The organism is Variovorax sp. LARHSF232, from assembly GCF_052871435.1.
In genome coordinates this window covers 145,122-171,222 of record NZ_JBIXJS010000007.1, presented here as the reverse complement: position 1 = coordinate 171,222, position 26,101 = coordinate 145,122, and the positions used below count along the sequence as shown (strand labels likewise).

Genomic DNA, 26,101 nt, shown 5'->3' with positions numbered 1-26,101 from the left:
GGCGCTTAGTAGTCCGCCTGCCAGTCGACCAGGATGGTGCGGCCGGCCAGGTCGACCTTGTCGACGAAGGCGCTGACGAAGGGAATCATCCGCTCGACCGGCTTGGCGCCCTCGCCTTCCTGCGGCTGCTCGAGCACCAGCGTGGTCTGCGGGCCGGTGGCCAGCAGTTCGCGCACGGCGCCCAGGACCACGCCCTCGCGGTTGACGACCGAAAGGCCGATCAGGTCGACCCAGTAGTACTCGTCATCACCGACGGAAGGAAAGCTCGAACGCGGCACGAACACGCGGGCGCCGCGCAGCGCCTCGGCGGCGTTACGGTCGGGCACCTCGGGCGACGAGGCGACGATGCAGTCGGAATGTTCCTTGGCCTCGCTGATCGGGAGGCGGAACGCAGCGCTGGCATCGGCAGCCGCACCGGGCGGCTTCAAGAACCAGCGCTTGGAAGAAAAAAGCGCCTCGGGTTGGGCGCTGTGGGGCAAGACCTTGAACCAGCCCTTGATGCCCCATGCATCGGCGATGCGCCCGACTTCGATCGCATCCGCCGGCAGTTCGGCGACTTCGAGCGCGGGCAGCATGGCCGTGGCCAAAGCTTAGGCGGCGGCCTTAGGGGCTGCAGCGGCGGCTTGCTTGATCAGGCGAACGACCGTGGGCGAAGCTTGGGCGCCAACGCTCTTCCAGTAGGCCAGGCGGTCCTGGGCAATGCGGATGCTTTCTTCGTTTTCCTTGGCGGCGGGGTTGTAGAAACCCAGACGCTCGATGAAGCGGCCGTCGCGACGCACGCGCTTGTCGGCAACGACGATGTTGAAGAACGGACGGCCCTTGGAGCCGCCGCGGGAGAGTCGAATGACGACCATGATTTATCCTTCGGGTGGAGCTGGCGGTGCAAAAGTCCGCCGGCTTTTTTCCTTCAGCGTTGAGACACGCGACATGGCCACCCGGCCAGCGACACGCTGAAAAGCCTACGATTATAGCCCGAGCGCGCAATTTCATGCCCCCTTTCACCATCCGAGCCAGTCGCGACGCTGACGTCGACGCCATTTCCGCCATCTACGCCCACCATGTGCTGCACGGCACCGGCACCTTCGAGACCGAGCCGCCCAGCGCCGCGGACATGGCCGCGCGCCGTGCCGACGTGCTGGCCAAGAACCTGCCCTACCTGGTGGCCGAACGCGACGACGAGCTCTTGGGTTTTGCCTACTGCAACTGGTTCAAGCCGCGTCCGGCCTACCGCTTCTCGGCAGAAGATTCGATCTACATCGCCGACGCGGCACGCGGCCAGGGCGTGGGTGCCCAGTTGCTGGCCGCCCTCGAGCAGGCCGCCGAAGCTGTCGGCGTGCGCAAGCTGATCGCCGTGATCGGCGACTCGGCCAACGTCGGCTCGGTCAGCGTGCACCGCAAGCAGGGCTTCAGCCACGTGGGCGTCATCAAGGACTGCGGCTGGAAGTTCGGCGAGTGGCGCGACATCGTGCTGATGGAAAAAGTCATCGGCGCCGGCAGCACCACCCGCCCCGAATGAAGAGCAAGACCGTCGCGGCCTGGCTGGCCTTCCTGGGCGGCCCGCTGGGCCTGCACCGCTTCTACCTGCGCGGTTTCGGCGACATGCTGGGCTGGCTGCTGCCGGTCCCCACGGCCCTCGGGCTATACGGCATCGAACGCGCCCGCCAGCTCGGCCTGGACGACGGCCTGAGCTGGCTGCTGATCCCGATGCTGGGCTTCACCATCGCCGGATGCGCCCTCACGGCCATCGTCTACGGCCTGATGGCGCCGGAAAAATGGAATGCCCGCTACAACCCGCAGGCGCCGGCCGATGCACCGGCCGGCCGCACCGGCTGGCTGACCGTCGGCGCGGTGGTGATCTCGCTCTTCGTGGGCGCCAGCGTGTTGATGGCCAGCATCGCCTTCAGCTTCCAGCGCTACTTCGAGCACCAGGTCGAGGAAGGCCGCAGGATTTCGCAGTGAGGGCCCGGCGGGCTTCCCTCAGAACAACTGCAAGCTGACCCAGTACGCAACCGCCGCCACGAAGGCCGAGGCAGGAATGGTGAAGATCCAGGCCCAGACGATGTTGCCCGCCACGCCCCAGCGCACCGCGCTCGCGCGCTGAGCGGCGCCCACACCGACGATGGCGCCGGTGATGGTGTGGGTTGTCGATACCGGAATGCCCAGCGCGGTGGCCAGGAACAGGGTCAGCGCTCCGCCGGTCTCGGCGCAAAAGCCCCCCACCGGCTTGAGCTTGGTGATCTTCTGGCCCATCGTTTTGACGATACGCCAGCCGCCGAACATGGTGCCCAGGGCAATCGCCGTATAGCAGCTCACGATGGTCCAGGCGGGCGGCGCCGCCTCGCCGGCCGCGGCATGACCGGTGGCGATCAGCAGCATCCAGATGATGCCGATGGTCTTTTGCGCGTCGTTGCCGCCGTGGCCCAGGCTGTAGGCGCCGGCCGAAACCAGCTGAAGGCGGCGAAACCACCGGTCCACGCGCGACGGGGTGGAAAGGCGGAACACCCAGGCAACCGCCACCATCATCAGCGCGCCCAGCAGAAAGCCCAGCAGCGGCGAAACGAAGATGAAGGCCACCGTCTTCAGGATGCCAGCGCCCAGCAGCGCGCCGGAGCCGGCCTTGGCCATCACCGAACCCACGATGCCGCCGATCAGCGCATGCGAGGAGCTGCTGGGAATGCCGTAGTACCAGGTCACCAGGTTCCAGGTGATGGCGCCGATCAGGGCGCCGAACACCACGTGCACGTCGACGATGCCCGGCTCGACGATGCCCTTGCCCACGGTGGCGGCCACGCTCAGGTGGAACACCCCGATCGCGATCAGGTTGAAGAAGGCCGCGAACAACACCGCATGCGCCGGCTTGAGCACGCCGGTGGAAACCACCGTGGCAATGGAATTGGCCGCGTCATGGAAGCCGTTCATGAAGTCGAAGGCCAGCGCAAGGCCCACGAGCAGGATCACCAACCAGAGGCTGGCCTGGACGGTCGTCATGGCACGCCGCTCAGGAGTTTTCGAGGACGATGCCCTCGATCACGTTGGCGACGTCCTCGCACTTGTCCGTGATGGTCTCGAGCAGCTCGTAGATGGCCTTGAGCTTGATCACTTCGCGCACGTCCGGCTCTTCGCGGAACAGCTTGCTCATCGCGCTGCGCATGACGCGGTCGGCGTCGGACTCGAGCCGGTCGATCTCCTCGCAGGCCTTGAGCGTGGCTTCCGCGGTGGCCGGGTCGGTGATCTTGCCCAGGTACTTGACGGCATCCTTCACGCGCTCGCAGGACTTCACGCTGAGCGTGGTCAGGCGGGTAATCTCTTCCGTCATGTGGCGCACGTCGTACAGCGCCATGGTTTCGGCCGAATCCTGGATCAGGTCGGCCACGTCGTCCATCGTGTTGATCAGCTTGTGGATCTGCTCGCGGTCGATCGGGGTGATGAAGGTCTTGTGCAGCAGGCGGTTGACGTCATGCGTCACGCGATCGGCGGCGCGCTCGGCGTTGTCCACGTCGCGGTTGTATTGCTCGCGCAGGTGCAGGTCGTTGTAGTTGGCCACCAGTTGCTCGAAGGCGCGGCCGGCCTCAACGATGCGCTCGGCATGCTGGTTGAACATTTCGAAAAAATTGCCCTCGCGGGGCAGCAGCTTGCCGAACATGGCGTGGATCCCTTGGGGAAGTTGTTTTATGTCAGTTTGATGACACGCACGGAACCCGCGAGTGTAATTGCCCCGTATAAACCCGGATCGGCCGTCCGTCGGGCCGGTCGATCGACGCTTGCGCGGCGGTCAGAGCCGCTGAATGGCCTGGCTGGCGACTGCGGCCAGTTGCTCGGGCGAAACCCGATCGGGCGCGATCTCTGCCAGCGGCACCAGCACGAAGGCGCGCTGGTGCATGCGCGGATGCGGCAGGGTCAGGGTGGGCGCATCCATCACCTGGTCGCCACAGCTCAGCAGGTCGAGATCAAGGGTGCGCGGTGCGTTGCGGTAGGGCCGCTCGCGCCCGGCCCGCGTTTCGATGGCCTGCAGTTCGGCCAGCAGGGCCAGGGGTTCGAGGCCGGTTTCCAGCGCCACCACGGCATTGATGAAATCGGGCCCGCTGGCGTCCACCGGCGCGGTGCGATAGAGCGAAGATTGCGCCGCCACACGGCTTTGCGGCAAGGCGTTCAGCGCCTCGATGGCGTTGCGGACCGTCTGCCGCGCGTCGCCCAGGTTGGCGCCGATCGCGACATAGGCCGTCGTGCTCATTCCGCGCTCGCAGCGCCGCCGTCTTGCGCGCCGCCGCCGGTGCGCGGCTTGCGGCGGCGCCTGCGCTTGCGCGGCGCGCTTGCTTCGCCGCCCTCTTCGCCGGCGGGCGCGTCGGCAGCCGGAAAGGAAGCGGCTGCCTCGGCCGCCTCGGCCGCCTCGACCGGCTCGCGCTTCGGTGCGCGGGTGTGGACGCGGCGGCCCTTCTGGTGTTGCTCTTCACGGACCTGGTCCAAGAGGTCTTGCCTGCGCAGGTCGTCGGCGGTGCTGAATTCCTGCCACCACTCGGCAATCGCCTCGCTGACCTCGCCCACGTCGGCGCGCAGGCGCATGAAGTCGAAGGCGGCACGGAAACGCGCCTGCTCGACCAGGCTGTAGGGCGTGGCACCGCTGCGCTTGTCGAAGCGCGGCTGCATCATCCAGATCTCGCGCATGTCGGCCGCCAGCTTGCCGCGGCCCGAGACGTCGCCGATGCGCGCGTTGAACACGTCGTCGATCGCGTCCTGCAGGGCGGGGAACGGCGGCTGGCCGCGCTGGCCGTGGCGGCCCTCCATGCGCTGGGCCCAGCCATCGCGCACATCCTTCCACAGCACGCAGGCCAAAAGGAAGCTGGGCGCCACCGGCTTGCCCTCGCCGACGCGGCGATCCGTGTCCTGCAGCGCCGCCTTGACGAAAGGCAGGTCGGCCCGTTCCACCACCACGTCCAGCAGCGGGTAGATGCCGCGCTCCAGCCCCAGCGTGCGCAGTTGCGCCACGGTGGCCAGCGAATGGCCGGTCTGCAAGAGCTTGAGCATCTCGTCGAACAGCCGGCTTTGCGGCACGTCGGCCAGCAGCTGGCTCATTTCCACCAGCGGAGCGGCGGTCTTGGCTTCCAGCTTGAAGCCCAGCGCGGCCAGCTTGGCGGAGAAGCGGATGGCGCGAATGATGCGCACCGGGTCTTCGCGGTAGCGCGTGGCCGGGTCGCCGATCATGCGCAGCACCAGCTTCCTGGCGTCTTTCAGGCCGTTGTGATAGTCCACCACGATCTGGTTGGCCGGGTCGTAGTACATGGCGTTGACGGTGAAGTCGCGGCGCGCGGCGTCCTCGTCCTGCGGGCCCCAGACGTTGTCGCGCAGCACTCGGCCGCTGGCATCCACTGCATGCTTCATGGCGGCCAGCTCGCCCTTGCTGGTGCGCTCGTTGCCCGAGACCTGCTCGGCGGCGGCGTTGTCCATGTAGGCGCGGAAGGTCGAGACCTCGATTACCTCGTGCTCGCGCCCGCGGCCATACACCACGTGCACGATGCGAAAGCGCCGGCCGATGATGAAAGCGCGCCGGAACAGCGCCTTGACCTGCTCAGGCGTGGCATTGGTCGCCACGTCGAAGTCCTTGGGCCGCAGGCCCAGGAGCAGGTCGCGCACGGCGCCGCCCACCACGTAGGCCTCGTAGCCGGCGTCTTGCAGCGTGGTCACGACATTCCTGGCGCGCTCATCCACCAGCGCCGGGTCGATGCCGTGCACGCTGGCGTCATGCGCCTGGCGCTTGCCGAAGCGCGTCTTGGCGCCGGCGCCGTTGGATTTGCCCAGCAGCTTGTCGATGAATTTCTTGATCATTGAATTTATTTCTTGGAAGGCCCTTTTTCGGGCCTTCATTCATTTTCGAGCATGGCTCGGATGAGCGGGATGGTGATGGCGCGTTGCGTCTGCAGCGCGAAGCCGTCGAGCTGGACCAGCAATTCCATCAGGCTGCCCAGATCGCGGCTGAATCGGTGCAGCATGTAGTTGAGCACGTCGTCGGTGAGCATCAGGCCACGCGCATCCGCCGCCTGGCGCAGCACCGCACGGCGCTCCTCCTCGGTCAGCACCTGCAGGGCAAACACATGGCCCCAGCCCAGGCGGGTGCGCAGGTCCTCTCGCAATGGCAGGTCGGCCGGCGGCAGGCTGCCGGCGGCCATCACGCCGCGCTGCAGGCTTTGGGCGTTGACGAACCAGTTGAAGGCAGCGTGCTGCTGCACCGCACTGTAACGGTCGACGTCGTCCATCACCACTGCCACCCAGTCTTCGTCGAATTCGGGCGGTTCGTGCAGATCGGCATGCAGCCAGCCGACCCGCGCACCCTGCGCGGACAACGCCGCGCCCACGCCGCCCAGCAGGTGCGACTTGCCGCTGCCGCTCTCGCCCCACAGGTAGGTGGGGACGGGCGAGTGAAGGGTGGCGTGTCCGGTGCCGCCCAGCCAAAGCTGGAGGTGGCGCAAGGCCGCTTCGTTGGGTCCCGCGAAGTAGCCTTCGAGCGTCGGACCCGTCGTCAAGCCGATGTCGAGCGCGAGCTGCTTCATGCGAAAGGGGTTCCTGGATGGCCCGGGTGTGCTGCCCCAGGCCCTTAAAATCGTGCGGAATTCTATCGGCCCGGCTTTGGACGCCGCCGCGCAAGGCCACACAGGGTCCGATTTCCTTCTTCCCAATTCCCCTCCTTCACGCCATGACTTCCGCCTCTTCCACCCCGCTCAGCTACAAGGATGCCGGCGTCGACATCGACGCGGGAGACGCCCTGGTCGACCGCATCAAGCCCTTGGCCAAGAAGACCATGCGCGAGGGCGTGCTGGCCGGCATCGGCGGCTTCGGCGCGCTGTTCGAGGTGCCCAAGCGCTACAAGGAGCCGGTGCTCGTGAGCGGCACCGACGGCGTGGGCACCAAGCTCAAGCTGGCCTTCGAATGGAACATGCACGACACGGTGGGCATCGACCTGGTGGCCATGAGCGTGAACGACGTGCTGGTGCAGGGCGCCGAGCCGCTCTTCTTCCTCGATTATTTCGCTTGCGGCAAGCTGGACGTGGACACCGCCGCCGCCGTGGTCGGCGGCATCGCGCGCGGCTGCGAACTCAGCGGCTGCGCCCTGATCGGCGGCGAGACCGCCGAAATGCCCGGCATGTACCCGGCCGGCGAATACGACCTGGCGGGCTTTGCGGTCGGCGCGGTCGAGAAGTCCAAGATCCTCACCGGCGCGAGCGTGAAGGCGGGCGACGTGGTGCTGGGCCTGGCCTCCAGCGGCGTGCATTCCAACGGCTTCAGCCTAGTGCGCAAGGTGATCGAGCGCGCCCAACAATCCGGTAGCGAGCTGCCCGCCAAGCTCGACGGCAAGCCCTTTCGCGAAGCAGTGATGGAACCCACCCACCTGTACGTGAAGCCTGTGCTGGAGGCGCTGGGCAAGCACCCGATCAAGGCGCTGGCCCACATCACCGGCGGCGGCCTCTTGGAGAACATTCCGCGCGTGCTGCCCGAAGGCACTGCCGCGCACCTGAAGAAGGGCAGCTGGCCGCAAACCGAGCTTTTCGCCTGGCTGCAGAAGGTGGCCGGCATCGACGACATCGAGATGAATCGCACCTTCAACAACGGCATCGGCATGGTGGTGGTGATCGACGCCGCCCATGCCAAGGCCTGCGCCGACACCCTGCGCGCCGCCGGCGAAAGCGTGCATGAGATCGGCGTCATCGCCGAGCGCGGCCAGGGCGCCGCCGTCGTCGTCGCCTGAGCGGCAAGCGCCGGCACCACCGCGATGGAGAACCCGCCCGCGTTCCCGCTGACAACGCGCGAGCGCGCGTTCTCGCGCCCCGTGCTGATGGCCAGCTACGCGCTGATGGCCAGTGCCCTGCTGGTGTGCATGACGGCGCACCTGCTGACCGGCCTGCTGGCCGTGTGCATCGGCTTTCTCGCGGTGCGCTGGCTCTCGCGCTGGATCCTGGCCGGCCTGCTGCGCATCTGCGCGCACCGCGTGGCGCCTGCGCGCCTGGGCCTTCTGGCCGACACGCTGGCGGTGACGCTGTTGCTGCTTTCGCCCATCGCCATCCTGACCGGCACGCTGTCGCAGTCGCGCGAGGTGATGCTCTACGCACCTGCCCAATACCGCGAGTTGCTGGACTACACCGCGCGCACGGTGTTGGAGCTGCGCTCCAAGCTGCCGACCGACATCGCCGTCTACCTGCCCGACGGCACGGCCGACCTGCAGCGCCTGGTGGCCAAGTACCTGAGCGCGCAAGCCGGCTCCCTGGCGCTGGCCGGCCGCTCCTGGCTCAATGCCCTGCTGTTCGCCTACGTCGGCCTGATCGTGGGCGGGCTGGCCGCCGTCAGCCACCGGGCCGTGGCCTCCGGGCCGCTGACGCAGGCGCTGCGCGAACGCACCGGGCTGTTCGGCGAGGCCTTCCGCCAGATCGTGGCGGCGCAGTTCTGGATCGCCACCTTCAACACCGCGCTGACAGCCGTCTTCCTGCTCTTCGTGCTGCCGATGTGGAACCTGCACCTGCCCTACACGCCGGCGCTGATCACACTGACCTTCCTGGCCGGGCTGGTGCCCATCGTCGGCAACCTGGTGTGCAACGGCGTGATCACGGTAGTGGGCCTGTCGGTGTCGCCGCTGACGGGCCTGGCCTGCCTGGCCTTCCTGATCCTGATCCACAAGGCCGAATACCTCATCAATGCCAAGGTGGTCGGTCGCCGCACGCAGATGGCGGTGTGGGAACTGCTGGCCGTCATGTTTGCGGCCGAGGCCGTGTTCGGCCCCGCCGGACTGGTGGCGGCGCCGCTCTTCTACGCCTACCTCAAGAAAGAACTGCAGGCCGCCCAGCTGGTCTGATGTCCTGATTTGATCGGTTCTGGTCCGACGGTGCGTGGCGCCTTGACCTGCATTCCCTGGAGAATTGGCGTACCGTCCCACTTTTTCTCACGAGGATGCAAGCCATGAAGAGCTGTCTGATTGTGATCGACGCGCAGGAGTCCTTCCGCCAGCGCCCCTTTTTCACCGAGCGCGACCTGCCCGCCTACCTGGCGGCGCAGAACGCGCTGATCGAAGGCGCCAAGGCGGCCGGCGTGCCGATCGTGCGGGTCTTCCACGTCGACGGCCCCGCCGTTGCCAGCAACCCCTTCGCGATGGAATCGGGCCACGTGCGGCCGCTGGAAGGCCTGGCGCCTTTCGAGGCCGACGCCACCTTCCACAAGCGGCGCCACAGCGCGCTGGTGGGCACCGGCCTGGACGTGTGGTTGACGCAGAAGGGCATCGGCCGGCTGATCATCAGCGGCATTCGCACCGAGCAATGTTGCGAAACCACGGCACGCCATGCCTCCGACCTGGGCTGGTCGATCGACTACGTCACCGATGCCACCCTCACCTTCGACATGAAGCAGCCCGACGGCAATCCCTTGTCGGCCCAGGACATCAAGGCACGCACCGCCACCGTGCTCGCCGGCCGCTTCGCGACCATTGCCACGGCGGACCAGGCGCTTGCGCGCGTCGCGGCACCGGTCGCGGCATGAGCGCTTCCGGGAAAGGCACCTTGTGCGTGCTGATCCTGGCCTTCGACGGTGTCGAGGCGCTGGATTTCGCCGGCCCCTTCGAGGTCTTCACCACGGCCAGCCGCATGCACGCGCGCCGGCATCCGCAGGCGCCGGCGCTGTTCGAGGTGCAGTCGGTGGGCGAAGCGCAGCGGGTGCAGGCCCGCGCCGGCCTGAGGCTGCTGGCGGACCTGGACCTCGATCGGGCGGTGCAGGCCGATCTGCTGATCGTGCCGGGCGGCGTGGTCGACGCACCGTTGGCAAGCCCCGCCACCCTGGCCTGGATCGCAGCGCAGGCGCGGGGCGCGCGCATCACCGCCTCGGTGTGCACCGGCGCCTTCCTGCTGGCCAGCAGCGGCGTGCTGCAGGGCAACGAGCGCGTCACCACCCACTGGGAAGACGTGGCCGAATTGCGCGAGCGCTTTCCCGGCCTCGAGGTGGTGGACGATGTGCGCTGGGTCGACAACGGATGCACCGTCACCTCCGCCGGCATCAGCGCCGGCATCGACATGAGCCTGCACCTGGTGGAACGCCTGGCCGGACGCGAACTGGCGCTCGCTACCGCACGCCAGATGGACTTTGCATGGACCCCGAATCCGAGCGCCCCATCCGCGTAGTCTTTGCCCTGCTGGACCACAGCCTGGTGCTGGATTGGGCCGGTCCGGCCGAGGCGCTGCGCATTGCCAACCAGGCTCTGCGCGCCCGCGGCCAGCGCGAGCGCTTCGCGATCGAGTTCGCCAGTCCCTATCCGGATTCCGTCACCTCGGTCGGCGTGCGGCTGTGCGGCTTGCAGCCGCTGCCGACGCGTTGGGACGGGCCCGCCTGGGTAGTGCTGGTCGGACAGCCGGGCCGCTCCATCTCGGTAGAAAGCGATGGCGCGCGGCAGCTCATCCACTGGCTGCGCGGCCTGCGCTTCGAGGCCGGCCGGCTCGAGCTGCTGACCATCTGTGCCGGCGCCCTGCTGGCGGCACACGCCGGCGTGCTGAGCGGGCGGCGCGCCACCACGCATCACCATCATCTGCAGGAGCTGCGCGAAGCCGATGCACGCTGCGAGATCGTGGCCAACCGGGTCTTCGTGCGCGATCCGCCCGTCTACAGCAGCGCCGGGGTCACCACCGGCATCGACCTGGTGCTGCATCGAATCGGCGAACTCTGCGGCGCGGCGCTGGCCGCCCAGGTGGCGCAGACCATGGTGGTGGCACAGCGGCGCGGGCCGCATGACCCCGAGCTGTCACCCTTCCTGGCCCACCGCCACCACCTGCATGCGACCTTGCACCGGGTGCAGGACGCGGTGAGCGAAAGGCCGCAGCACGACTGGAGCGTGCCGCGCATGGCCAAGGTGGCGCACACCTCGCCGCGCCACCTGACACGCCTCTTTGTCGAGCATGCCGGCGTAGCGCCTCTGACCTACCTGCGCCGCCTGCGCCTGGCCAGCGCGCAGCTGGCATTGCAATCCGGCGCCAGCGTCACACGCGCCGCCGAGCTGTCGGGCTTTGGCTCCGACACGCAATTGCGGCGCGCCTGGCACCAGTTCGGGCTGGAGGGCTCGCCTTCGGCTGCAGTGCAACGGCTAGTACGCTAGAGGTATCCGCAAAAGCGCAGCACGTGGCCATCGGGCTCGCGCAGGGCAAATTCGCGCAGGCCCCAGGGCTGCGATGCCAGCGGCTCGACGATGTCCACGCCGCGCTTCACGTAGGCCGCGTGCAGGCCGTCCACGTCATGGCCGACGTGGATCACGATCTCGCCCTTCCACGACTGGCCGCTGGCCGGCGCGGCGCCGCACTGCCACAGCCGCAGGTAGACCGGATCGCCATGGCGGCGCTCGGCGCCTTTTTTCACCCGTGCATAGCTGGGCGGCTCGCCGGCGATGAAGTCGATCTCGAAGCCCAGCACGTCGCGAAAATAGCGGGCCGCGCGCGTCACGTCGGCCACCGGCAGCACCGGCTGCACGCCATGGAACTGGTGCAGCGTGCCCAGGTCGGGCGCAGTCATGGGGCGAGGCCTTCGGTTCAGCCGGCGGCGCGGCGCAAGGTGGCGCAGCGTTCGGCGATCACGTCGATGTCGAGCGCGTCCTCGGCGTGCGCCAGGTAGATCTCCAGGTCGCGCACCGCCAGCGCATTGTTGCCCTGGCCGGCATGCGCCAGGCCGCGGTCGCGGTACTCGCCCCAGGCTTCGGGCAGCAGCACGACCAGGCGGTCTTGCACCGCGATGGCGCGCTGCCAGTCTTCCTGCGTGTGGTGGATTTCCTTCAGGTTGCGCAGCATGCGCGCAATGATCTCGCGCGGCGTCGCGGGCTGCAGGTACAGGCCGAGCGGCACGTCGAACTCACCCACCAGGCCGCTGCTGCGCTTGTAGGGTTCCAGCCGCTCGCTGAGTTCTTCGCGCGAGAGCGAGCGGCCGGTGAAGGGATCGATCACCACCTGCCCCTTGGGCATCGTGACCTTGAGCATGAAGTGCCCCGGAAAGCCCACGCCGCGCGCATGCAGATGCAGACCCTGCGCCAGTTCCAGCCACAGCACCGCCAACGAAATGGGAATGCCGCGGCGCGTGCGCAGCACCGCGTTCAGGTAGCTGTTGTCGGGGTCGTAGTAGTCGTTGACGTTGCCGCCGAAACTCAGGTCATGAAAGAAGAACTGGTTGAGGGCACGCAGGCGTTGCAGCGGCGCCGCATCGGCCGGCAAGCGGCGGCGCAGGCGGGCCAGCAATTGATCGACGTCGCCCAGCACCTGTTGCACGTCGAGCTCGGGATATTCATCCTGCGCCAGGCTGGCGACGGCCTCCAGCAACGGAAATTGCTCGTCGCTTTGAACCAGCGTGCCGAAATATTCGAGGGCGGTCGGTGCCGTGATGCTCAGGGACATGTGTCTTTGTAGTGGACGCCTCGGGGGGCGTCAAGGCGAGTGCACTGTCCCGCAAATAACTGCGCATGAAATCGCGCCTTTCGCGTCATGGCGGCGTTGCAAATCCTCGCGATACCTACGGGTATCGCTGCGGTCAGCGCACTAGTGGCGCAACAGCTTGCGCAACTTCATGCCGCTGGCCAGCAGCACGCCGAAATACACGGCGCCGGCGCCGGCCATCAACGCCGCCAGCAGGCCGATGCGGCGCAGCGGATCGGCCCGCATGGCCACCCAATCGAAGTGATGCGCGCCCCAATAAAGCAGGCCGCCCAGGGCCGCCGTTGCCAGCAGCACGCGCAGGATGAACAAGGGCCAGCCGGCCACCGGCTTGTAGGTGCCCGCGCGCAGCAGGCCCACCAGCAGCCACAGCGAATTGACCAGCGCACCGATGCCTATCGACAGGGTCAGCGCCGCATGCTTCAGGTGCGGCACCAGGAAGAAGTTCAGCACCTGGGTGAAGATCAGCACGCCGACGGCAATGCGCATCGGCGTGCGCATGTCGTGCCGCGCGTAATAGCCCGGCGCCAGCACCTTGATCGCCACGATACCCAGGAGGCCCACGCCATAGCCCACCAGCGCGGCGCTGGTGCGCGCCACGTCGCTGCCTTCGTACAGGCCGTAGTGGAACAGCACCGCCACCAGCGGCCCGGAAAACACCAGCAGCGCCATCGCGCAGGGCAGCGACAGCAGCAGCACCAGCCGCAGGCCCCAATCGAGCATGGACGAATAGCGCACCTCGTCGCCCGCCGCCCGCGCGCCCGCCAGTTGCGGCATCAGCACCACGCCCAGCGCCACGCCCAACAGCGCAGTGGGAAATTCCATCAGGCGGTCGGCATTGGTCACCCAGGTCACACTGCCGGGCGCCAGATGCGAGGCGATCTGCGTGTTGATGAGCAGAGAGATCTGCGCCACGCTCACGCCCAGCAGCGCCGGCAGCATCAGCCGCACCACCTTGCGCGTGGTTTCGTCACGCCAGGCGGTGCGCAAGGCCCCCCAGCTGGCGCCGATGTTGGGCAGAAGGCCCAGCCGTCGCAACGATGGCAGCTGCAGCGTCAGCTGCAGCGCGCCGCCCACCATCACGCCCACGCACTGGGCATAGATGGGCTCGATGCCGCGGCTCTTGAACCAGGGCGCGCCCAGCACGATCGAGCCGATCAGGCACAGGTTCAGCAGCACCGGCGAGGCTGCCGGCACCGCGAAGCGCTTCCACGTGTTGAGGATGCCGCCGGCCAGCGCCACCAGGGACATGAAGCCGATGTAAGGGAACATCCAGCGCGTCATGACCACGGCAGCGTCGAAGCCGTTGCCCGTCTGCTTCAGGCCGCTGGCCATGGCCAGTACCAGGATCGGCGCCGCCACCACGCCGGCGATGCACAGCAGCACCAGCGCCCAGGTCAGCAGGGTGGCGACATGGTCGATCAGCTCGCGGGCGCCAGTTTCGCCCCGCTCTGCCTTGCGCGCCGCCAGCACCGGCACGAAGGCCTGGCTGAAGGCGCCCTCGCCAAATACCCGACGAAAGAGATTGGGAATACGAAAGGCGACGTTGAAAGCGTCGGTCAGGGCGCTGACGCCGAACACCGAGGCCATCAGCACGTCCCGCACGAGACCGGTGATGCGCGAGGCGAGGGTCAGGAGGGAAACGGTGGAGGCGGATTTGAAAAGCGACACCAGCCAAGTGTATGTGTTGGAAACCGCCCAACGCCCGCGGCGCCAGCTTCGCCTATAATAGAGGGCTTTGCTGCAACATCCTCAGACACTTAAGGATATAAACCATGGCATCGTCCAAGCCCAAGAAAAAGAACCCGCGCCTCGCGTCGGGCCGCAAGCGCGTCCGTCAGGACGTCAAGATCAACGCCGCGAACACCTCGCTGCGCTCCAAATACCGCACCGCCGTGAAGAACGTCGAGAAGGCTGTCGCCGCTGGCGACAAGACCAAGGCGACTGAACTCTTCGCCAAGGCCCAGAGCATCGTCGACATCGTCGCCGACAAGGGTATCTTCCACAAGAACAAGGCTGCTCGCGACAAGAGCCGCCTGTCGGCCAAGGTCAAGGCCCTGGCCACCGCCGCCGCCTGAGGCCCATCAGGCAACACCCAGCCCGGACCGACCACCGGTCCGCCGTTTGATCGGGGTGCGCTGCAGCAAAGATGAGAAACCGCCTTCGGGCGGTTTTTTCATGGGCGCTCGTTCTTGCCGCCCACGGCGTGATGCCGCTCAATGCGCTGCACCGAGCCCGCAGCGCTTGAGGTGATCGCGCCAGCTCATGAGCCGGCCCAGTTCGCCGGTGGGCACGGCCTGCAGCAAGGCATGCAGCACGTGCAGATAGCTTGATTGCGCCAAGCGGATCATGAGCCGCACGCGGGGCGCGTCATCCTCGCTGGTGGAACATCGTTCGTGCAGCAGCACACGGCAGCGCACCACGCCGGCGCCCGGACAGCGCGCAATCGCGCGGCGCACTTGCTGCGCATCGGCGCAGCTCACCGTCACGTCGAGAACATGAAATGAGGCGGCGCCGTCGTTGTTCTTGTTCTTGCGAACCGACGCGGTCTTCGTGACCACGGCGTGGTCACAGTAAGCGGCATAAGCCATCAATGACACCCAAATCCAGACAGGAGGCTTGCAGTCTGGGCAGGTGCGCATAAAAGCGGTGCAAAAAATGATGGAGCAGGCGGAAACGCGCGTCGTGCAAGGCGCGCTGTCCCGCGCACAGCGACCGAATCTTTATTCGCGGCGCGCGGTTCTTTACGAACTTTTGATGCCCGCCCTCCTAGGCTTGGTGCTTCCTCAACAACAAAGATCCTCGCCCCTCATGAACCGAGTTCTCGCCAAGGCGCTGGCCGCTTTTTCACTCGCAGCGCTTCCTCTCCTTGCCAGCGCCCAGCTGAGCGGCAACGCCGCCCTCACCACCAACTACAAGTTCCGCGGCCAGGACCAGGACACCTTGGGCAGCAACGGCAACTTCAAGACCAGCGCCGTCAAGCCGGCCATCCAGGGCGGCTTCGACTATGCCCACGAGAGCGGCTTTTATCTCGGCAACTGGAACTCCAGCGTCAACTGGATGACTGGCAACAGCATCGAGATGGACGTCTACGGCGGCTACAAGTTCAAGGGCGGCGGCATCGACTGGGACGTGGGCACCCTGGGCTACATCTACCCCGGCGCCACCGCCGGCAACACCTGGGAAATCTATGGCGCCGCCACCTATGCCAACGACGCTTTCGGCGCCTTCACCGTGAAGTACTCGCACACCGTCTCGGACGACTACTTCAACTACGCCGGCAACAAGAGCGGCTCGGGCCTGAAGGGCAGCAACACGGGCTACCTGAACCTGGGCTACGCGAAGGCGATCGCCTCCAAGCTGACCCTGAAGGCCGCGGTGGGCTACACCAACATGTCCTCGGACATCGAGGGCCTGGGCTACGAGAGCTACGTGGACTACAGCCTGGGCCTGTCCTACGACTTCGGCGGCGGGCTGGCGCTGGCCGGCTACGTGCAAGGCGCCAACAAGGGCAGCGCCTACGAAGTGACGGGGGCCGACGGCAAGACCCTGTCCCCGAACAAGGCCCGCTTCATCGTGGCCCTGACCAAGACGCTCTAGAAAGAAAAAAGCTGACCGCCCCTTGCGAGGCCGGTCAGCTCACGTTTTAAGGAACGGCCGATCAGCCGAGTTCGCCCTTGACTTTGTCGAGCGCGGTCTGGGCGCACTGCTCGTCCAGATGACCGCCCGGCGCGCCGCCGACGCCAACGGCGCCGATCACCTCGTTGCCAGCCTTGATCGGCAATCCGCCGCCCAGCAGCAAAAAGCCCGGGATGTCGCCCAGCGTGGCGGCACCGGGGTTCTTCTGCGAGTTCTCCAGCATGGTCTTGGTTGGTGCCTTGGCCGAGGCCGAGGTGAAGGCCTTGCGCTCGCTCGCTGCGATGGTGTGCGGGCCGGCATTGTCGGCACGCTGGACAGCACGCACCACGCCGGCACGGTCGACCACGGTGGCAGCCACGGCGTAGCCGTTGGCGGCGCAAGCGGCCACGGTGGCGGTGGCGATCTGGTTGGCCAGCTCGAGCGAAATGTTCTTCTCGGCGCGCACGGCGCCGGTCTGGGCTTGGGCGCCGAGGGCGGCGAGGACCAGGGCGGCGCTGACAGCCAGGCGGGAGCGAATGGACATGTGCTTATCTCCAGGGTTCACAAGAACAAAGAAACGAGGCGGAGGCACTCGCCGCCGCTCATCGCATTGTTGAAAACGCGCGCCGCGCGGTCCATTCGTAGCGCTACGCGCTGCGCTCCGTAGTTCTACGGTGCGCCCTCGCCGTCGTCCGCGCCGTCGACCACCAGGTCGGCGTAGTGCCGGATCAGCTGCGCCAGCGAAGCGCATTCCAGCTTGGCGAAGATGTTGGCGCGGTGGCTTTCCACGGTGCGCGGCGACAGGCCGAGCACGCGCGCGATCTCCTTGTTGGACAAGCCCCGTACGATATGCGCCAGCACCTCGCGCTCGCGCTCCGACAACTGCGCAAAACGCCCGCGGGCGGCCTGATCGACCCGGCCGCGCTCACGCGAGCGTACGTGGCGGCGCACCGCCTGGCGCAGGGCCTCCAAGAGCTCTTCGTCGTCCACCGGCTTTTCCAGGAACTCGGCGGCGCCGGACTTGAAGGCGCGCCGGCACATCTCCACCGTGGCATGGCCGGTGAGCATCAGGATCGGCTGGTCCACGCCTTCGGCCACCAGCGTCTCGAGCACCGCCAGGCCGCTGATGCCGGGCATGCGCACGTCCAGCACGATGGCGCCGATGCTGCCGCGGTCGAACTCGGCGACGAAGCGCTGCGCGTCGCCCCAGGTCTGCACGCGCAGGCCGATGGTGCCGATCAGGAGGGCCAGGCTGTCGCGCACGGCCGCGTCGTCGTCGATCAGGTGGATCAGCGGCGATTGATGCGAGGCAGGCAGTTCGTTCATGCGACTTCTCTTTTGCGGCTATTGGACACGCGGCAGGCGCAGGGTGAAGCAGGCGCCGTGGCCGTCCTTGCCCATCGCCGCGCCGAGCGAGCCACCCATCTCTTGCGCCAGGGTCTCGCACAGGCTCAGGCCCAAGCCCAATCCATGCTCGCGGGTACTGAAGAAAGGCTCGAAGATGCGCGGCAACAGCTCGGGCGCAATGCCGGGGCCGTTGTCGCAAACCTCGATTCGGCAGTGACGCGCGTCCGCGGCGCCATACGACAGTTCGATGCGCCGCGTGCCCGGTGCTTGCTGTGCCTGGGCCTGCATCGCGTTGAGCAGCAGGTTGTGCACGATCTGCTCCAGCGCCACCGGGTCGCCGCTGGCGCGCAGCCCCTGGGGACCGCTGCCGGAAAGGCGCACCTCGACGCCGTGGCGCGCCAGCTCGGGCTCCAGCAGGTTCAGCGCACGCCGCAGCACCCCGTGCAGGTCGAGCGCCTGGCCGCGGTTGTCACTGGCGGGGCGCTCGATCGCGCGGCGCAGGCGGCCCACGACGTCGGAAGCGCGCCGCGCCTGTTCGGCCGCCTGGCCCATGGCGCTGCGCGCAGTCGCCAGTTCGTCCGGCCCCGCCTCTTCATCCAGCAGGCGGCGCGCAGCCTGGGTGTTGGCCAGCACCGCCGTCAACGGCTGATTCAACTCGTGCGCCATGCCGGCCGCCAACTCGCCCAGGGCATTGAGGCGCGCCACCTGGGCAAAGCGGACGCGCTCCTCGGCGCGGCGGCGCTCGGTGCGCTGGCTCTGCAGCCAGCGGGCGCTGGCGAGCAGCAGGCCCACGCCCAGCATCCAGGCGAGCATCCAGCCCCAGGGCAGTTCGGACAGCAGCACCGAGCGCTCTGCCGCCACGTCGAAATCCTGGCTGGCCGAGGCCAGGTGCTTGTGAAATTCGAAGCGCCAGGGTCCCTGCGCCTTCGCGCCGGGCTGCACCACGTAGTGCTGGCCAGCCAGCTGCAAGGTCAAGCGCACCGGGCTGGCCTTGGGGTCCATCGGCCAGTCGGCCCAGGGCACGGTGCGCGCCAGGTCGATGTCGAGGGCATAGCTCACCGGCTGCGCTGCCATCACCAGCCAGTAGCGGCCGGCGGCCAAATCCACCGGGCCCAGTTGCGCACGCTGCGCCTGGCGCGATTGCGCCTCGGCCGCCGCCAGCCGCGCATCGGGCCAGGCCGCGTCGGCATCGCGCCGCGCCACCCGCAGGATCGAGGGATAGACGGCCGACAGGCGCTGCTCGGCGCCGCTGCGGTCGTCGGCGTTGCCCAGCAGGGCGAGGGTGGCGAGCACGGCGTCGTACTGCACCACCTGCTGGCTGAGAAGCCGGTGGGTGATGCGCGCCTGCGTGTCGAAGTCGTCCTGCAACTGGCGCAGGCCGTCGCGGGCGATCCAGGCAGCGCCGGCGGCGCTCAGCACCAGCCAGGCGAGCAGCCAGATCGAGAGCGTGCCCCAACGAGTTTTCATCGGGGGCGATTGTGCTGCGTCCGGCAAGTGGCGCCGGCGGGAGGGCTCAGCGCGCGGGTTTGTCCGCCGGCTTGGGCGCGTCCGGGACCAGGCAGGCCTCGGCCACCTGCAGGTCGTTGTCGCGGGCGAAATTCAGGACGAAATCCCAGGCCATGGGCTCATAGTCGCGCAGCTCCCGATTCACCACCACGCACTTGATGCCGTTGATGACCATCGGCACGCACCAGGGCGAATAGTTGAGGTGGCTGCCCGGCTGCGCCCCGCCCGGCCGGAAGGAGCACATCACGCCCGCCAATCGCTCAGCCCAATCGCTGGGCCGGAAGGTGCGGCCGTCGCGGGTGATGCCCTGGATGAAGATTTCTTTGGCGGTGGGAGAGACCATGTGTGCGAAGACGTGCTGCAATGCTGCAGCGCACAAGGATTCTACCTTTCGAGACACCTGCGCCGTCACTTGGGGGACATTGCTGTGATGCGCAATCCTCAAGGAACGCGTCATGACCGGCGCCTAGAATTTGCCCTTCTTTCTTCCTGTCCACCTCCCCCATCCGGAGAACCGCATGAGCGCCAACGCCCAGCCCACCTCGCCCCACGTCATGAACACCTACGGCCGCCTGCCGATTGCCTTGTCGCATGGCCAGGGCTGCCGCGTGTGGGACACGAACGGCAAGGCCTACCTGGACGGTCTGGGCGGCATCGCCGTCAACACGCTGGGCCACAACCACCCGGAACTGGTGCCTGCCCTGCAGGACCAGATCAGCAAGCTGATCCACAGCTCCAACTACTACCACGTGCCGGGGCAGGAACAGCTGGCCACCAAGCTGACCGAGCTGTCGGGCCTGACCAATGCCTTCTTCTGCTGCACCGGCCTGGAGGCCAACGAAGCGGCGCTGAAGCTGGCGCGCAAGTTCGGGCATGACAAGGGTATCGAGCGCCCCGAGATCGTGGTCTACGAAGCCGCCTTTCATGGCCGCTCCATCGCTACCCTGTCGGCCACCGGCAACCCCAAGGTGCAGGCCGGCTTCGGCCCGCTGGTGGAAGGCTTCATCCGCGTTCCGCTGAACGACATCGAGGCCTTGAAGAAGGCCACCGAAGGCAACCCCAACGTGGTGGCCGTGTTCTTCGAGACCATCCAGGGCGAAGGCGGCATCAACCCGATGCGCCTGGAATACCTCAAGCAGGTGCGTGCGCTTTGCGACGAGCGCGACTGGCTCCTGATGATCGACGAGGTGCAGTGCGGCATGGGCCGCACCGGCAAGTGGTTTGCCCACCAGTGGGCCGGTATCAAGCCGGACGTGATGCCGCTGGCCAAGGGCCTGGGCTCGGGCGTGCCGATCGGCGCGGTGGTGGCCGGCCCCAAGGCCGCCAACATCTTCGGTCCCGGCAACCACGGCACCACTTTCGGCGGCAATCCGCTGGCCATGCGCGCGGGCATCGAGACCATCCGCATCATGGAAGAGCACAAGCTGCTGGAGAATGCCGACAAGGTGGGCACGCACCTCAAGACCGCCCTTGCCCGCGAGCTGGCCGACGTGGACGGCGTGAAGGAAGTGCGTGGGCAGGGCCTGATGCTGGGCATCGAGCTGGACCGCCCCTGCGGCGTGATCCTGCAGCGCGCCTGCGATGCCGGCCTGCTGCTCAGTGTGACGGCCGACAGCGTGATCCGCCTGGTGCCGCCGCTGATCCTCTCGCAGGCCGAGGCCGACGAGATCGTGGCCATCCTGGTGCCTATCGTGAAAGGCTTTCTTGCGGAAGAATCGAAGGCATGAGCACCGCCGCCGCCACCGCCATTCGCCACTATCTTCATTTCGCCGATTTCACGGCGGACGAGTACGAGCACCTGTTCGCACGCGCCGCGCTCATCAAGAAGAAGTTCAAGGCCTACGAGAGGCACCAGCCACTGGTGGACCGCACCATGGCGATGATCTTCGAAAAGGCCAGCACGCGCACCCGCGTGAGCTTCGAGGCCGGCATGTACCAGATGGGCGGCAGCGTGGTGCACCTGACCACCGGCGACAGCCAGCTGGGCCGCGCGGAGCCGATCGACGACAGCGCCAAGGTCATCAGCCGCATGGTCGACCTGGTGATGATCCGCACCTTCGAACAGACCAAGATCGAGGCCTTTGCCGCGCATTCGCGCGTGCCAGTCATCAACGGCCTGACCAACGAGTTCCATCCCTGCCAGATCCTGGCGGACATCTTCACCTACATCGAGCACCGCGGCTCGATCAAGGGCAAGACGGTGGCCTGGGTCGGCGACGGCAACAACATGGCCAACACCTGGCTGCAGGCCGCCGAGATCCTGGGCTTCACTGTGCATGTGAGCACGCCCACCGGCTACGAGGTCGACCAGTCGGTGGCCGGCATTCGTTCGGGCGACAGCTACAAGGTCTTCCAGGACCCGATGGAAGCCTGCCGCGGCGCCGACCTGGTCACCACCGACGTCTGGACCAGCATGGGCTACGAGGCCGAGAACGAGGCGCGCCGCAAGGCCTTTGCCGACTGGTGCGTGGACGAAGAGATGATGCGCGTCGCCCAGCCCGACGCCCTCTTCATGCATTGCTTGCCCGCGCACCGCGGCGAGGAGGTGCAGGCCGAAGTGATCGACGGCCCGCAGTCGGTGGTGTGGGACGAGGCGGAGAACCGCATGCATGTGCAGAAGGCGCTTATGGAGTTCCTGCTCCTGGGACGGCTCTAAACAAGCCGCCCTTGGGCCTTCTCAAGCAAATGTGGCTCTGCCACTTTGCTTGATCCCCCCGCGGGGGGCGGGCCGGGCTGGCCCGGCCCTGGGGGCTCAGAAGGCCCAGGCGCCCAGCTGGTAGTAGTCGAAGCCGCTGCTGCGCCCGCCCAGGCAGCCCGCCAGGAAGTCCTCGGTCTTGCGGTACATGGCGAGGTTGTTGGTCCACTTCTGATTGCCATGGCCGTCGTCCTGGAAGCTGACGAACTCGACCTGCTTGCCGGCGTCGCGTAGTGCCGTCACCATGCGCTCCGATTGGTCGAACCTCACGCGCGGGTCGTTCACGCCATGCATGATGAGCAGCGGTGCGCGCACCTTGCCGACATGATTGATGGGCGACTTGGCGTCCATGATCTTCCGCTGGGCCGGATCGGCCGGATCACCCACGTAGCGCTTCCACCAGGGCAGCCCCAGCGTCCAGTACGCGGGCGCATTCTCGATCAGTCGCGACAGGTCGGACATGCCCACCGCATCCACCGCACAGGCGAAAGTGTCGGGCGTCATCGTGGCACCCACCAGCGCCGAATACCCGCCGTAGCTCGCGCCATAGATGGCCACGCGCGCCGGGTCGGCCACGCCCTGCGCCACGGCCCAGCGCACGCCGTCGATCAGGTCGTCGTGCATCCTGCCCGCGAACTCGCCCACGGCCTTTTCCATGAAGGCGCGGCCGTAGCCGCTGGAACCGCGGTAGTTGACCTGCAGCACCGCATAGCCACGGTTGGCGAGGAACTGCTGCACGCTGCGGTTGGTGCCCTGGTAGGTCCACAGATCGCGCGCCCAGGGGCCGCCATGAACCAGCAACACCATCGGCAGCGCGCGTGCCTGAACACCCCGCGGCAGCGTGAGATAGCCATGGATCTGCAGGCCGTCGCGCGCCGCGTAGGCGATCGGCCGCGTCGACGCCAGCGATGAGGCAAGGCCGCTGATGCTGTTCTCGCCGAGCAGTTCCGGCGCCTTCGACGCGCCGGCGAGCAGGTAGTACTTCCAGCCCCGGTCGGTGCCGACGCTCACGGTCATGGTCTGCTCATCGTCGGACTTGCTGGTCACGTGGACCGCGGCGGGCTCGCCGCCCGCAAGGGGTTCGAGCCGCGCCGCCAACGCAGCATCGAAGTACCGGGCGCGCGGATAGGCCGGCATCGAATAGGCCGCGAGCGGCATGTTGCCGTGGCGGTTCATTAGAACCTGCTCGATGTCGACCTCGGGCTCTTGGTGGACCACCTCCTCGGCACCCGATTCGAGATCGATGCGCACCAGGGCCTCCTTGTCGCGCCCGCGGCCCGAGACCGCCCACGCGGTGTTCGTGCCAGGCACGAAGTCGGCGATCCACCAGTTCTCGTCCTTCTGCCAGCGCAGCGTGGTGCGCCATGCGGCGCCATCGGGCACCTGCAGGTAGCGGTCATCCCCCTCCTGCACCGAGCGTGCGCGCAGGCGCCCATCGCGATCCACCGACCAACTCGTGACGTTGCCCGGGTTCTTTGCAAGCAAGGTGCGCGAGCCGGTGGCGGGGTCGATCCGGTAGAGGTCGAACACCTTCTTGTCGCGCGCGTTCGAGTACACGACCACCTCGGCGCCGTTGTCGATGCGCCGCTGAATGCGCGAACGCGAGCCCTTAAACGGTGTCAGGTCGACTGGCTGCGCATCGGCGCGCGCTGTGTCGACGGCGAACACGTGCGTGTCCTCGTCGCCGGTGCGATCCACGGTGAGGAACAGAAAGCGGCCGTCGCCCGACCAGACGATGGCTTGCGCGCGCATCGGGATCGCCCATGTCTCGCCGCTGGCCAGCTTCTTCACCCACACGGCCGGCTTCAGGCCGCTGACGCCTTTCCAGGCGAGCGATACGCCATCGGGCGACACACGGTATTGGCTCGTGCCCTCGATGTTGGCGACGAACTCGCGCACCGGAATCAAGGGCGGCAGCGCCTGGCTTTGCAGCGCCGGATGCGTGGGCGCGACGCTGCAGCCGCCGAGGTGGGCCGCCGACAAGGCAAGGAACAGAACCATCAGCAATCGCATGGAGCCTCCATCTGAAGCGCCGATTCTGCTGGGCCGAACCTTGGGCAATGCCAAAAAGGAGGTGCGTCTTTGGCTGCGCCCAAGACTTCGCCGCCAGAATCGGGCGCCATGCACATCCTGCTCATCGAAGACGACCTGGACCTCGGCCGCGCGCTGCAGGCCGCGCTCAAGGTCGAGGGCCTGACCAGCGAATGGCGGCGCCGCGCCGCCGACGCACTGATTCGCATCGACGACGCTTCGATCGATTGTGTGTTGCTGGACCTCACCCTGCCCGACGGCAGCGGATTCGACCTGCTGACCCGCTGGCGCAAGGGCGGCACACGGACACCCATCATCGTGATCACCGCACGCTCGGCCCTCGAAGACCGCTTGAGCGGTCTGGACGGCGGCGCCGACGACTTCGTGATCAAGCCTTTCGCCACGGCGGAGCTGATGTCGCGCATCCATGCGGTACTGCGGCGCAGTGCCCGCCAGGCGAGCGACGAATGGCGCCTGGGCGACCTGGTGATCGAGCCGCGCCGCCACCTGGCGCGCCTGGACGGGCAAGCACTGCCCTTGTCGCAACGCGAGTTTCAGCTGCTGGTCGAACTGGCGCGCGAACCCGGTGCGGTGGTGGCCAAGGGCACGTTGTCCGAACGGCTCGAGCCCTTGGGCGAGCCGCTGGACTTTGCAGCCATCGAGGTCCACGTGTCGAATCTGCGCCGCAAGATTGGCAGCGAGCGCATCCGCACCGTGCGCGGCGTGGGCTACCAGCTGAACGCATGAACGCATCACGATGGTTGGAACGGGCCCTGGAGCCCTCGCTGGTGCGCCGCAGCGTCTGGGCGGTGCTGCTGGCCTTCTTCCTGGTGTGGGCGGCCCTGCTGAGCTACCTGTACCTGGACCGCGTGCGCATCCGCACGCAAGACCCCGGCCTGCCGAAGTTCGCTGCCGCCATGGAAGCGGCGCTGGCGCATGTTCACTCCGAGGCAGAAGGGGCTGCCTTCGCCGCAGCCACCGCCACCTGGATGAACATCCGCCGGCAGGGCAACGAGCGTGTGCCAGGCGCGCTGGAGTTCGAACTGCTCGACACCGCCTCCGGACGCCGCGTCTATGCGACGCCGGGCCTGTGGGCCGACGCCCTGCCCGCGCCGGCGGCGCCGGTGCAGGCGCTCGAACTTCAAGGCACGCACTACCTGCTGACGCAGGCACGCACGCCCCAATGGACCTTGCGCATCGCCGAACCCCTGCGCAGCGACGCCGCTTTCCTGAGCTACAACGCGCGCTTCCTGCTGCCCTACCTGCTGATCGCGCTGCCCATCGTCCTGCTGGCCATCTGGCTGCCCATCCTGCGCGGCCTGCGCCCCCTGCAGGAACTGGCCACGCGCATCGGCGCGCGTGACGCGAGCGACCTGCGGCCGGTCGGCTTTGACGCAAAGCATCGCGAGCTCAAGCCGCTGGTGGCAGCGTTGGACGACCTGCTGGCACGGCTGCGCCACAAGCTCGAGCGCGAACGCGCCTTCGTGCAGGACGCGGCGCACGAGATCCGCACGCCGCTGGCGGTGATCAATGCCCAGGCGCACGTGCTGGCCCATGCCGACAACGCCGCCGAGCGCGTGCAAGCCGAGACGCAGCTGGACCAGGCGATCGCCCGCACCTCGCACATGGCGCAGCAGTTGCTCGACCTCGCGGCGCTGGACCAGGACGGCGCTGCGCACACCCGCCATCTGGACGTGGCGCACTGGTTGCGCGGGGCGTTGGCGCCATTGGCGCAAAGCGCGTTTGCCAAGGACATGGAACTCTCGCTGGAAGCACCGGAACAACTGGCGTGGAAGGTCGAGGTCGCGGCCCTGGGTTCGGTCGTCAACAACCTCGTGGACAACGCCCTTCGCTATGGCCGGCAGGGCGGCACGGTGGCTGTTGCCTTGCATGAGGCGGGCGGCGAGCTGCATGTGCGCGTCCAGGACGACGGACCTGGCATTGCCCAGGCACTGCACGCGAAAATCTTCGAGCGCTTCTACCGCGGTGCCGACCACGAAGCACGTGGCTCGGGACTGGGGTTGGCGATCGTCCGGCAGGCTGCCCTGCGCATGGGCGGCGGGGTCGAGATCGGCGAAGGCCTGGACGGACGCGGTGTAGGCTTCGTGGTCCGAATTCCCAGCAGCGTCTGAAGCCCCGTCATGCACCCCTCCCCCTGCCAGCAATGCGGCGCCTGCTGCGCCAGCTTTCGCGTCGACTTCAGCGTCTTCGAACTGGATGAGCAAGGCGGCCCCGTGCCTTCCGGCCTGGCGGTGGACGTGAACGACACGATCGCACGCATGCGCGGCACCGACCATGCGCGGCCGCGCTGCGCCGCACTGGTGGGGCAGATCGGCACCCAGGTCTCCTGCGGCATTTACGAGTGGCGGCCCAACCCTTGCCATGAACTGGAAGCCGGCAGCGATGCCTGCGAACGGGCACGTGCCCGACACGGTCTACTGCCGCTGGCACGCTGATATTTTTTGATTCATTTGCGTTG

Annotated in this window: 30 protein-coding genes; 14 read left to right on the top strand and 16 right to left on the bottom strand. The window is 67.4% G+C overall.

The features are described 5' to 3' along the window. Positions 1-5: 5 nt before the first annotated feature. Together rimM and rpsP are read right to left on the bottom strand one after the other, a co-directional pair. Positions 6-575 (bottom strand): ribosome maturation factor RimM, encoded by a 570-nt coding sequence (rimM, locus tag ACIPRI_RS18485; RefSeq protein ID WP_446622931.1) that lies wholly within the window; start codon positions 573-575, stop codon positions 6-8. 15 nt (positions 576-590) lie between these two features. Continuing rightward, on the bottom strand, positions 591-854 hold the full coding sequence (gene rpsP, locus ACIPRI_RS18480) for a 30S ribosomal protein S16 (protein ID WP_446622930.1): 264 nt from the start codon (positions 852-854) through the stop codon (positions 591-593). 134 nt (positions 855-988) lie between these two features. On the opposite strand from rpsP, the gene ACIPRI_RS18475 reads away from it, so the two are divergent. Together ACIPRI_RS18475 and ACIPRI_RS18470 are read left to right on the top strand one after the other, a co-directional pair. Further along, a complete protein-coding gene (locus ACIPRI_RS18475; protein ID WP_446622929.1) occupies positions 989-1,516 on the top strand; it encodes an N-acetyltransferase family protein in 528 nt (175 codons plus the stop codon). Continuing rightward, positions 1,513-1,959, top strand: a complete 447-nt coding sequence (locus tag ACIPRI_RS18470) for a hypothetical protein (RefSeq protein WP_446622928.1) — start codon at positions 1,513-1,515, stop codon at positions 1,957-1,959. Before ACIPRI_RS18475 ends, ACIPRI_RS18470 begins: the two co-directional genes overlap by 4 nt. 18 nt (positions 1,960-1,977) lie before the next feature. Here the strand turns inward: ACIPRI_RS18470 and ACIPRI_RS18465 are convergent, their stop codons facing one another. From ACIPRI_RS18465 to hda, 5 genes are all read right to left on the bottom strand, one after another. Further along, entirely contained in the window at positions 1,978-2,988 is a 1,011-nt protein-coding gene (locus ACIPRI_RS18465) for an anion permease (RefSeq protein ID WP_446622927.1), read from the bottom strand. A gap of 10 nt (positions 2,989-2,998) precedes the next feature. Further along, entirely contained in the window at positions 2,999-3,643 is a 645-nt protein-coding gene (locus ACIPRI_RS18460; RefSeq protein ID WP_446622926.1) for a DUF47 domain-containing protein, read from the bottom strand. Between the two features lie 129 nt (positions 3,644-3,772). Continuing rightward, positions 3,773-4,231, bottom strand: coding sequence for a 2-amino-4-hydroxy-6-hydroxymethyldihydropteridine diphosphokinase (gene folK / locus ACIPRI_RS18455; protein ID WP_446622925.1), 459 nt, complete (start codon positions 4,229-4,231; stop codon positions 3,773-3,775). Next, complete coding sequence (gene pcnB, locus ACIPRI_RS18450; protein WP_446622924.1) at positions 4,228-5,820, bottom strand: polynucleotide adenylyltransferase PcnB; 1,593 nt, start codon at positions 5,818-5,820, stop codon at positions 4,228-4,230. The genes folK and pcnB overlap by 4 nt, the downstream gene beginning before the upstream one ends. A gap of 35 nt (positions 5,821-5,855) precedes the next feature. Continuing rightward, on the bottom strand, positions 5,856-6,542 hold the full coding sequence (gene hda, locus ACIPRI_RS18445; RefSeq protein ID WP_446622923.1) for a DnaA regulatory inactivator Hda: 687 nt from the start codon (positions 6,540-6,542) through the stop codon (positions 5,856-5,858). Between the two features lie 143 nt (positions 6,543-6,685). Here hda and purM point away from each other — a divergent pair, with 143 nt between their 5' ends. The 5 genes from purM to ACIPRI_RS18420 all read left to right on the top strand — a co-directional run bounded on the left by purM (position 6,686) and on the right by ACIPRI_RS18420 (position 11,110). Continuing rightward, a complete protein-coding gene (purM, locus tag ACIPRI_RS18440) occupies positions 6,686-7,735 on the top strand; it encodes a phosphoribosylformylglycinamidine cyclo-ligase (RefSeq protein WP_446622922.1) in 1,050 nt (349 codons plus the stop codon). A 24-nt stretch (positions 7,736-7,759) separates the two neighbouring features. Next, positions 7,760-8,833 carry an AI-2E family transporter gene (locus tag ACIPRI_RS18435; protein ID WP_446622921.1) on the top strand — a complete coding sequence of 358 codons (1,074 nt, stop codon included), beginning with the start codon at positions 7,760-7,762 and terminating at the stop codon, positions 8,831-8,833. A 104-nt stretch (positions 8,834-8,937) separates the two neighbouring features. Continuing rightward, positions 8,938-9,510, top strand: a complete 573-nt coding sequence (locus tag ACIPRI_RS18430; protein ID WP_446622920.1) for an isochorismatase family protein — start codon at positions 8,938-8,940, stop codon at positions 9,508-9,510. Further along, positions 9,507-10,145 carry a DJ-1/PfpI family protein gene (locus ACIPRI_RS18425; RefSeq protein WP_446622919.1) on the top strand — a complete coding sequence of 213 codons (639 nt, stop codon included), beginning with the start codon at positions 9,507-9,509 and terminating at the stop codon, positions 10,143-10,145. Before ACIPRI_RS18430 ends, ACIPRI_RS18425 begins: the two co-directional genes overlap by 4 nt. Then, complete coding sequence (locus ACIPRI_RS18420; RefSeq protein WP_446622918.1) at positions 10,112-11,110, top strand: GlxA family transcriptional regulator; 999 nt, start codon at positions 10,112-10,114, stop codon at positions 11,108-11,110. Before ACIPRI_RS18425 ends, ACIPRI_RS18420 begins: the two co-directional genes overlap by 34 nt. Here the strand turns inward: ACIPRI_RS18420 and ACIPRI_RS18415 are convergent. From ACIPRI_RS18415 to murJ, 3 genes are all read right to left on the bottom strand, one after another. Then, positions 11,107-11,520: a VOC family protein gene (locus ACIPRI_RS18415; protein WP_446622917.1), complete on the bottom strand. Its 414-nt coding sequence runs from the start codon at positions 11,518-11,520 to the stop codon at positions 11,107-11,109. The two genes, ACIPRI_RS18420 and ACIPRI_RS18415, sit on opposite strands and share 4 nt — an antisense overlap. Positions 11,521-11,537: 17 nt before the next feature. Continuing rightward, positions 11,538-12,389 carry a SirB1 family protein gene (locus ACIPRI_RS18410; protein WP_446622916.1) on the bottom strand — a complete coding sequence of 284 codons (852 nt, stop codon included), beginning with the start codon at positions 12,387-12,389 and terminating at the stop codon, positions 11,538-11,540. A 141-nt stretch (positions 12,390-12,530) separates the two neighbouring features. Continuing rightward, the gene (gene murJ, locus ACIPRI_RS18405; protein ID WP_446622915.1) at positions 12,531-14,096 is read right to left on the bottom strand and encodes a murein biosynthesis integral membrane protein MurJ; all 1,566 of its coding nucleotides are present in this window, start codon (positions 14,094-14,096) and stop codon (positions 12,531-12,533) included. 104 nt (positions 14,097-14,200) lie between these two features. Here murJ and rpsT point away from each other — a divergent pair, with 104 nt between their 5' ends. Then, complete coding sequence (gene rpsT / locus ACIPRI_RS18400; protein ID WP_446622914.1) at positions 14,201-14,503, top strand: 30S ribosomal protein S20; 303 nt, start codon at positions 14,201-14,203, stop codon at positions 14,501-14,503. 138 nt (positions 14,504-14,641) lie between these two features. Here rpsT and ACIPRI_RS18395 read toward each other — a convergent pair whose 3' ends face one another. Next, complete coding sequence (locus ACIPRI_RS18395) at positions 14,642-14,986, bottom strand: hypothetical protein (protein WP_446622913.1); 345 nt, start codon at positions 14,984-14,986, stop codon at positions 14,642-14,644. 250 nt (positions 14,987-15,236) lie between these two features. Here ACIPRI_RS18395 and ACIPRI_RS18390 point away from each other — a divergent pair, with 250 nt between their 5' ends. Then, positions 15,237-16,025, top strand: coding sequence for a TorF family putative porin (locus tag ACIPRI_RS18390; RefSeq protein WP_446622912.1), 789 nt, complete (start codon positions 15,237-15,239; stop codon positions 16,023-16,025). 61 nt (positions 16,026-16,086) lie between these two features. Here the strand turns inward: ACIPRI_RS18390 and ACIPRI_RS18385 are convergent, their stop codons facing one another. The 4 genes from ACIPRI_RS18385 to ACIPRI_RS18370 all read right to left on the bottom strand — a co-directional run bounded on the left by ACIPRI_RS18385 (position 16,087) and on the right by ACIPRI_RS18370 (position 19,239). Continuing rightward, the gene (locus tag ACIPRI_RS18385; protein ID WP_446622911.1) at positions 16,087-16,587 is read right to left on the bottom strand and encodes a GlcG/HbpS family heme-binding protein; all 501 of its coding nucleotides are present in this window, start codon (positions 16,585-16,587) and stop codon (positions 16,087-16,089) included. A gap of 125 nt (positions 16,588-16,712) precedes the next feature. After that, complete coding sequence (locus tag ACIPRI_RS18380) at positions 16,713-17,369, bottom strand: response regulator transcription factor (protein WP_446622910.1); 657 nt, start codon at positions 17,367-17,369, stop codon at positions 16,713-16,715. A gap of 18 nt (positions 17,370-17,387) precedes the next feature. Continuing rightward, positions 17,388-18,857 carry a sensor histidine kinase gene (locus ACIPRI_RS18375; protein WP_446622909.1) on the bottom strand — a complete coding sequence of 490 codons (1,470 nt, stop codon included), beginning with the start codon at positions 18,855-18,857 and terminating at the stop codon, positions 17,388-17,390. Between the two features lie 46 nt (positions 18,858-18,903). Next, positions 18,904-19,239 (bottom strand): DUF3579 domain-containing protein, encoded by a 336-nt coding sequence (locus tag ACIPRI_RS18370; RefSeq protein WP_446622908.1) that lies wholly within the window; start codon positions 19,237-19,239, stop codon positions 18,904-18,906. Positions 19,240-19,414: 175 nt separating this feature from the next. On the opposite strand from ACIPRI_RS18370, the gene ACIPRI_RS18365 reads away from it, so the two are divergent. Together ACIPRI_RS18365 and argF are read left to right on the top strand one after the other, a co-directional pair. Next, positions 19,415-20,623 (top strand): acetylornithine/succinylornithine family transaminase, encoded by a 1,209-nt coding sequence (locus ACIPRI_RS18365; RefSeq protein ID WP_446622907.1) that lies wholly within the window; start codon positions 19,415-19,417, stop codon positions 20,621-20,623. After that, the gene (argF, locus tag ACIPRI_RS18360; protein WP_446622906.1) at positions 20,620-21,552 is read left to right on the top strand and encodes an ornithine carbamoyltransferase; all 933 of its coding nucleotides are present in this window, start codon (positions 20,620-20,622) and stop codon (positions 21,550-21,552) included. The genes ACIPRI_RS18365 and argF overlap by 4 nt, the downstream gene beginning before the upstream one ends. Positions 21,553-21,648: 96 nt before the next feature. On the opposite strand, the gene ACIPRI_RS18355 is transcribed toward argF, so the two are convergent. Then, complete coding sequence (locus ACIPRI_RS18355) at positions 21,649-23,604, bottom strand: prolyl oligopeptidase family serine peptidase (RefSeq protein ID WP_446622905.1); 1,956 nt, start codon at positions 23,602-23,604, stop codon at positions 21,649-21,651. A 108-nt stretch (positions 23,605-23,712) separates the two neighbouring features. On the opposite strand from ACIPRI_RS18355, the gene ACIPRI_RS18350 reads away from it, so the two are divergent. Genes ACIPRI_RS18350 through ACIPRI_RS18340 form a run of 3 tightly spaced genes read left to right on the top strand, consistent with a single transcriptional unit; the run spans position 23,713 to position 26,078 of the window. Further along, positions 23,713-24,369 (top strand): response regulator, encoded by a 657-nt coding sequence (locus ACIPRI_RS18350; RefSeq protein ID WP_446622904.1) that lies wholly within the window; start codon positions 23,713-23,715, stop codon positions 24,367-24,369. Further along, a complete protein-coding gene (locus tag ACIPRI_RS18345) occupies positions 24,366-25,754 on the top strand; it encodes a sensor histidine kinase (RefSeq protein WP_446622903.1) in 1,389 nt (462 codons plus the stop codon). Before ACIPRI_RS18350 ends, ACIPRI_RS18345 begins: the two co-directional genes overlap by 4 nt. Positions 25,755-25,763: 9 nt before the next feature. Then, the gene (locus ACIPRI_RS18340; protein WP_446622902.1) at positions 25,764-26,078 is read left to right on the top strand and encodes a YkgJ family cysteine cluster protein; all 315 of its coding nucleotides are present in this window, start codon (positions 25,764-25,766) and stop codon (positions 26,076-26,078) included. Positions 26,079-26,101: the final 23 nt, after the last annotated feature.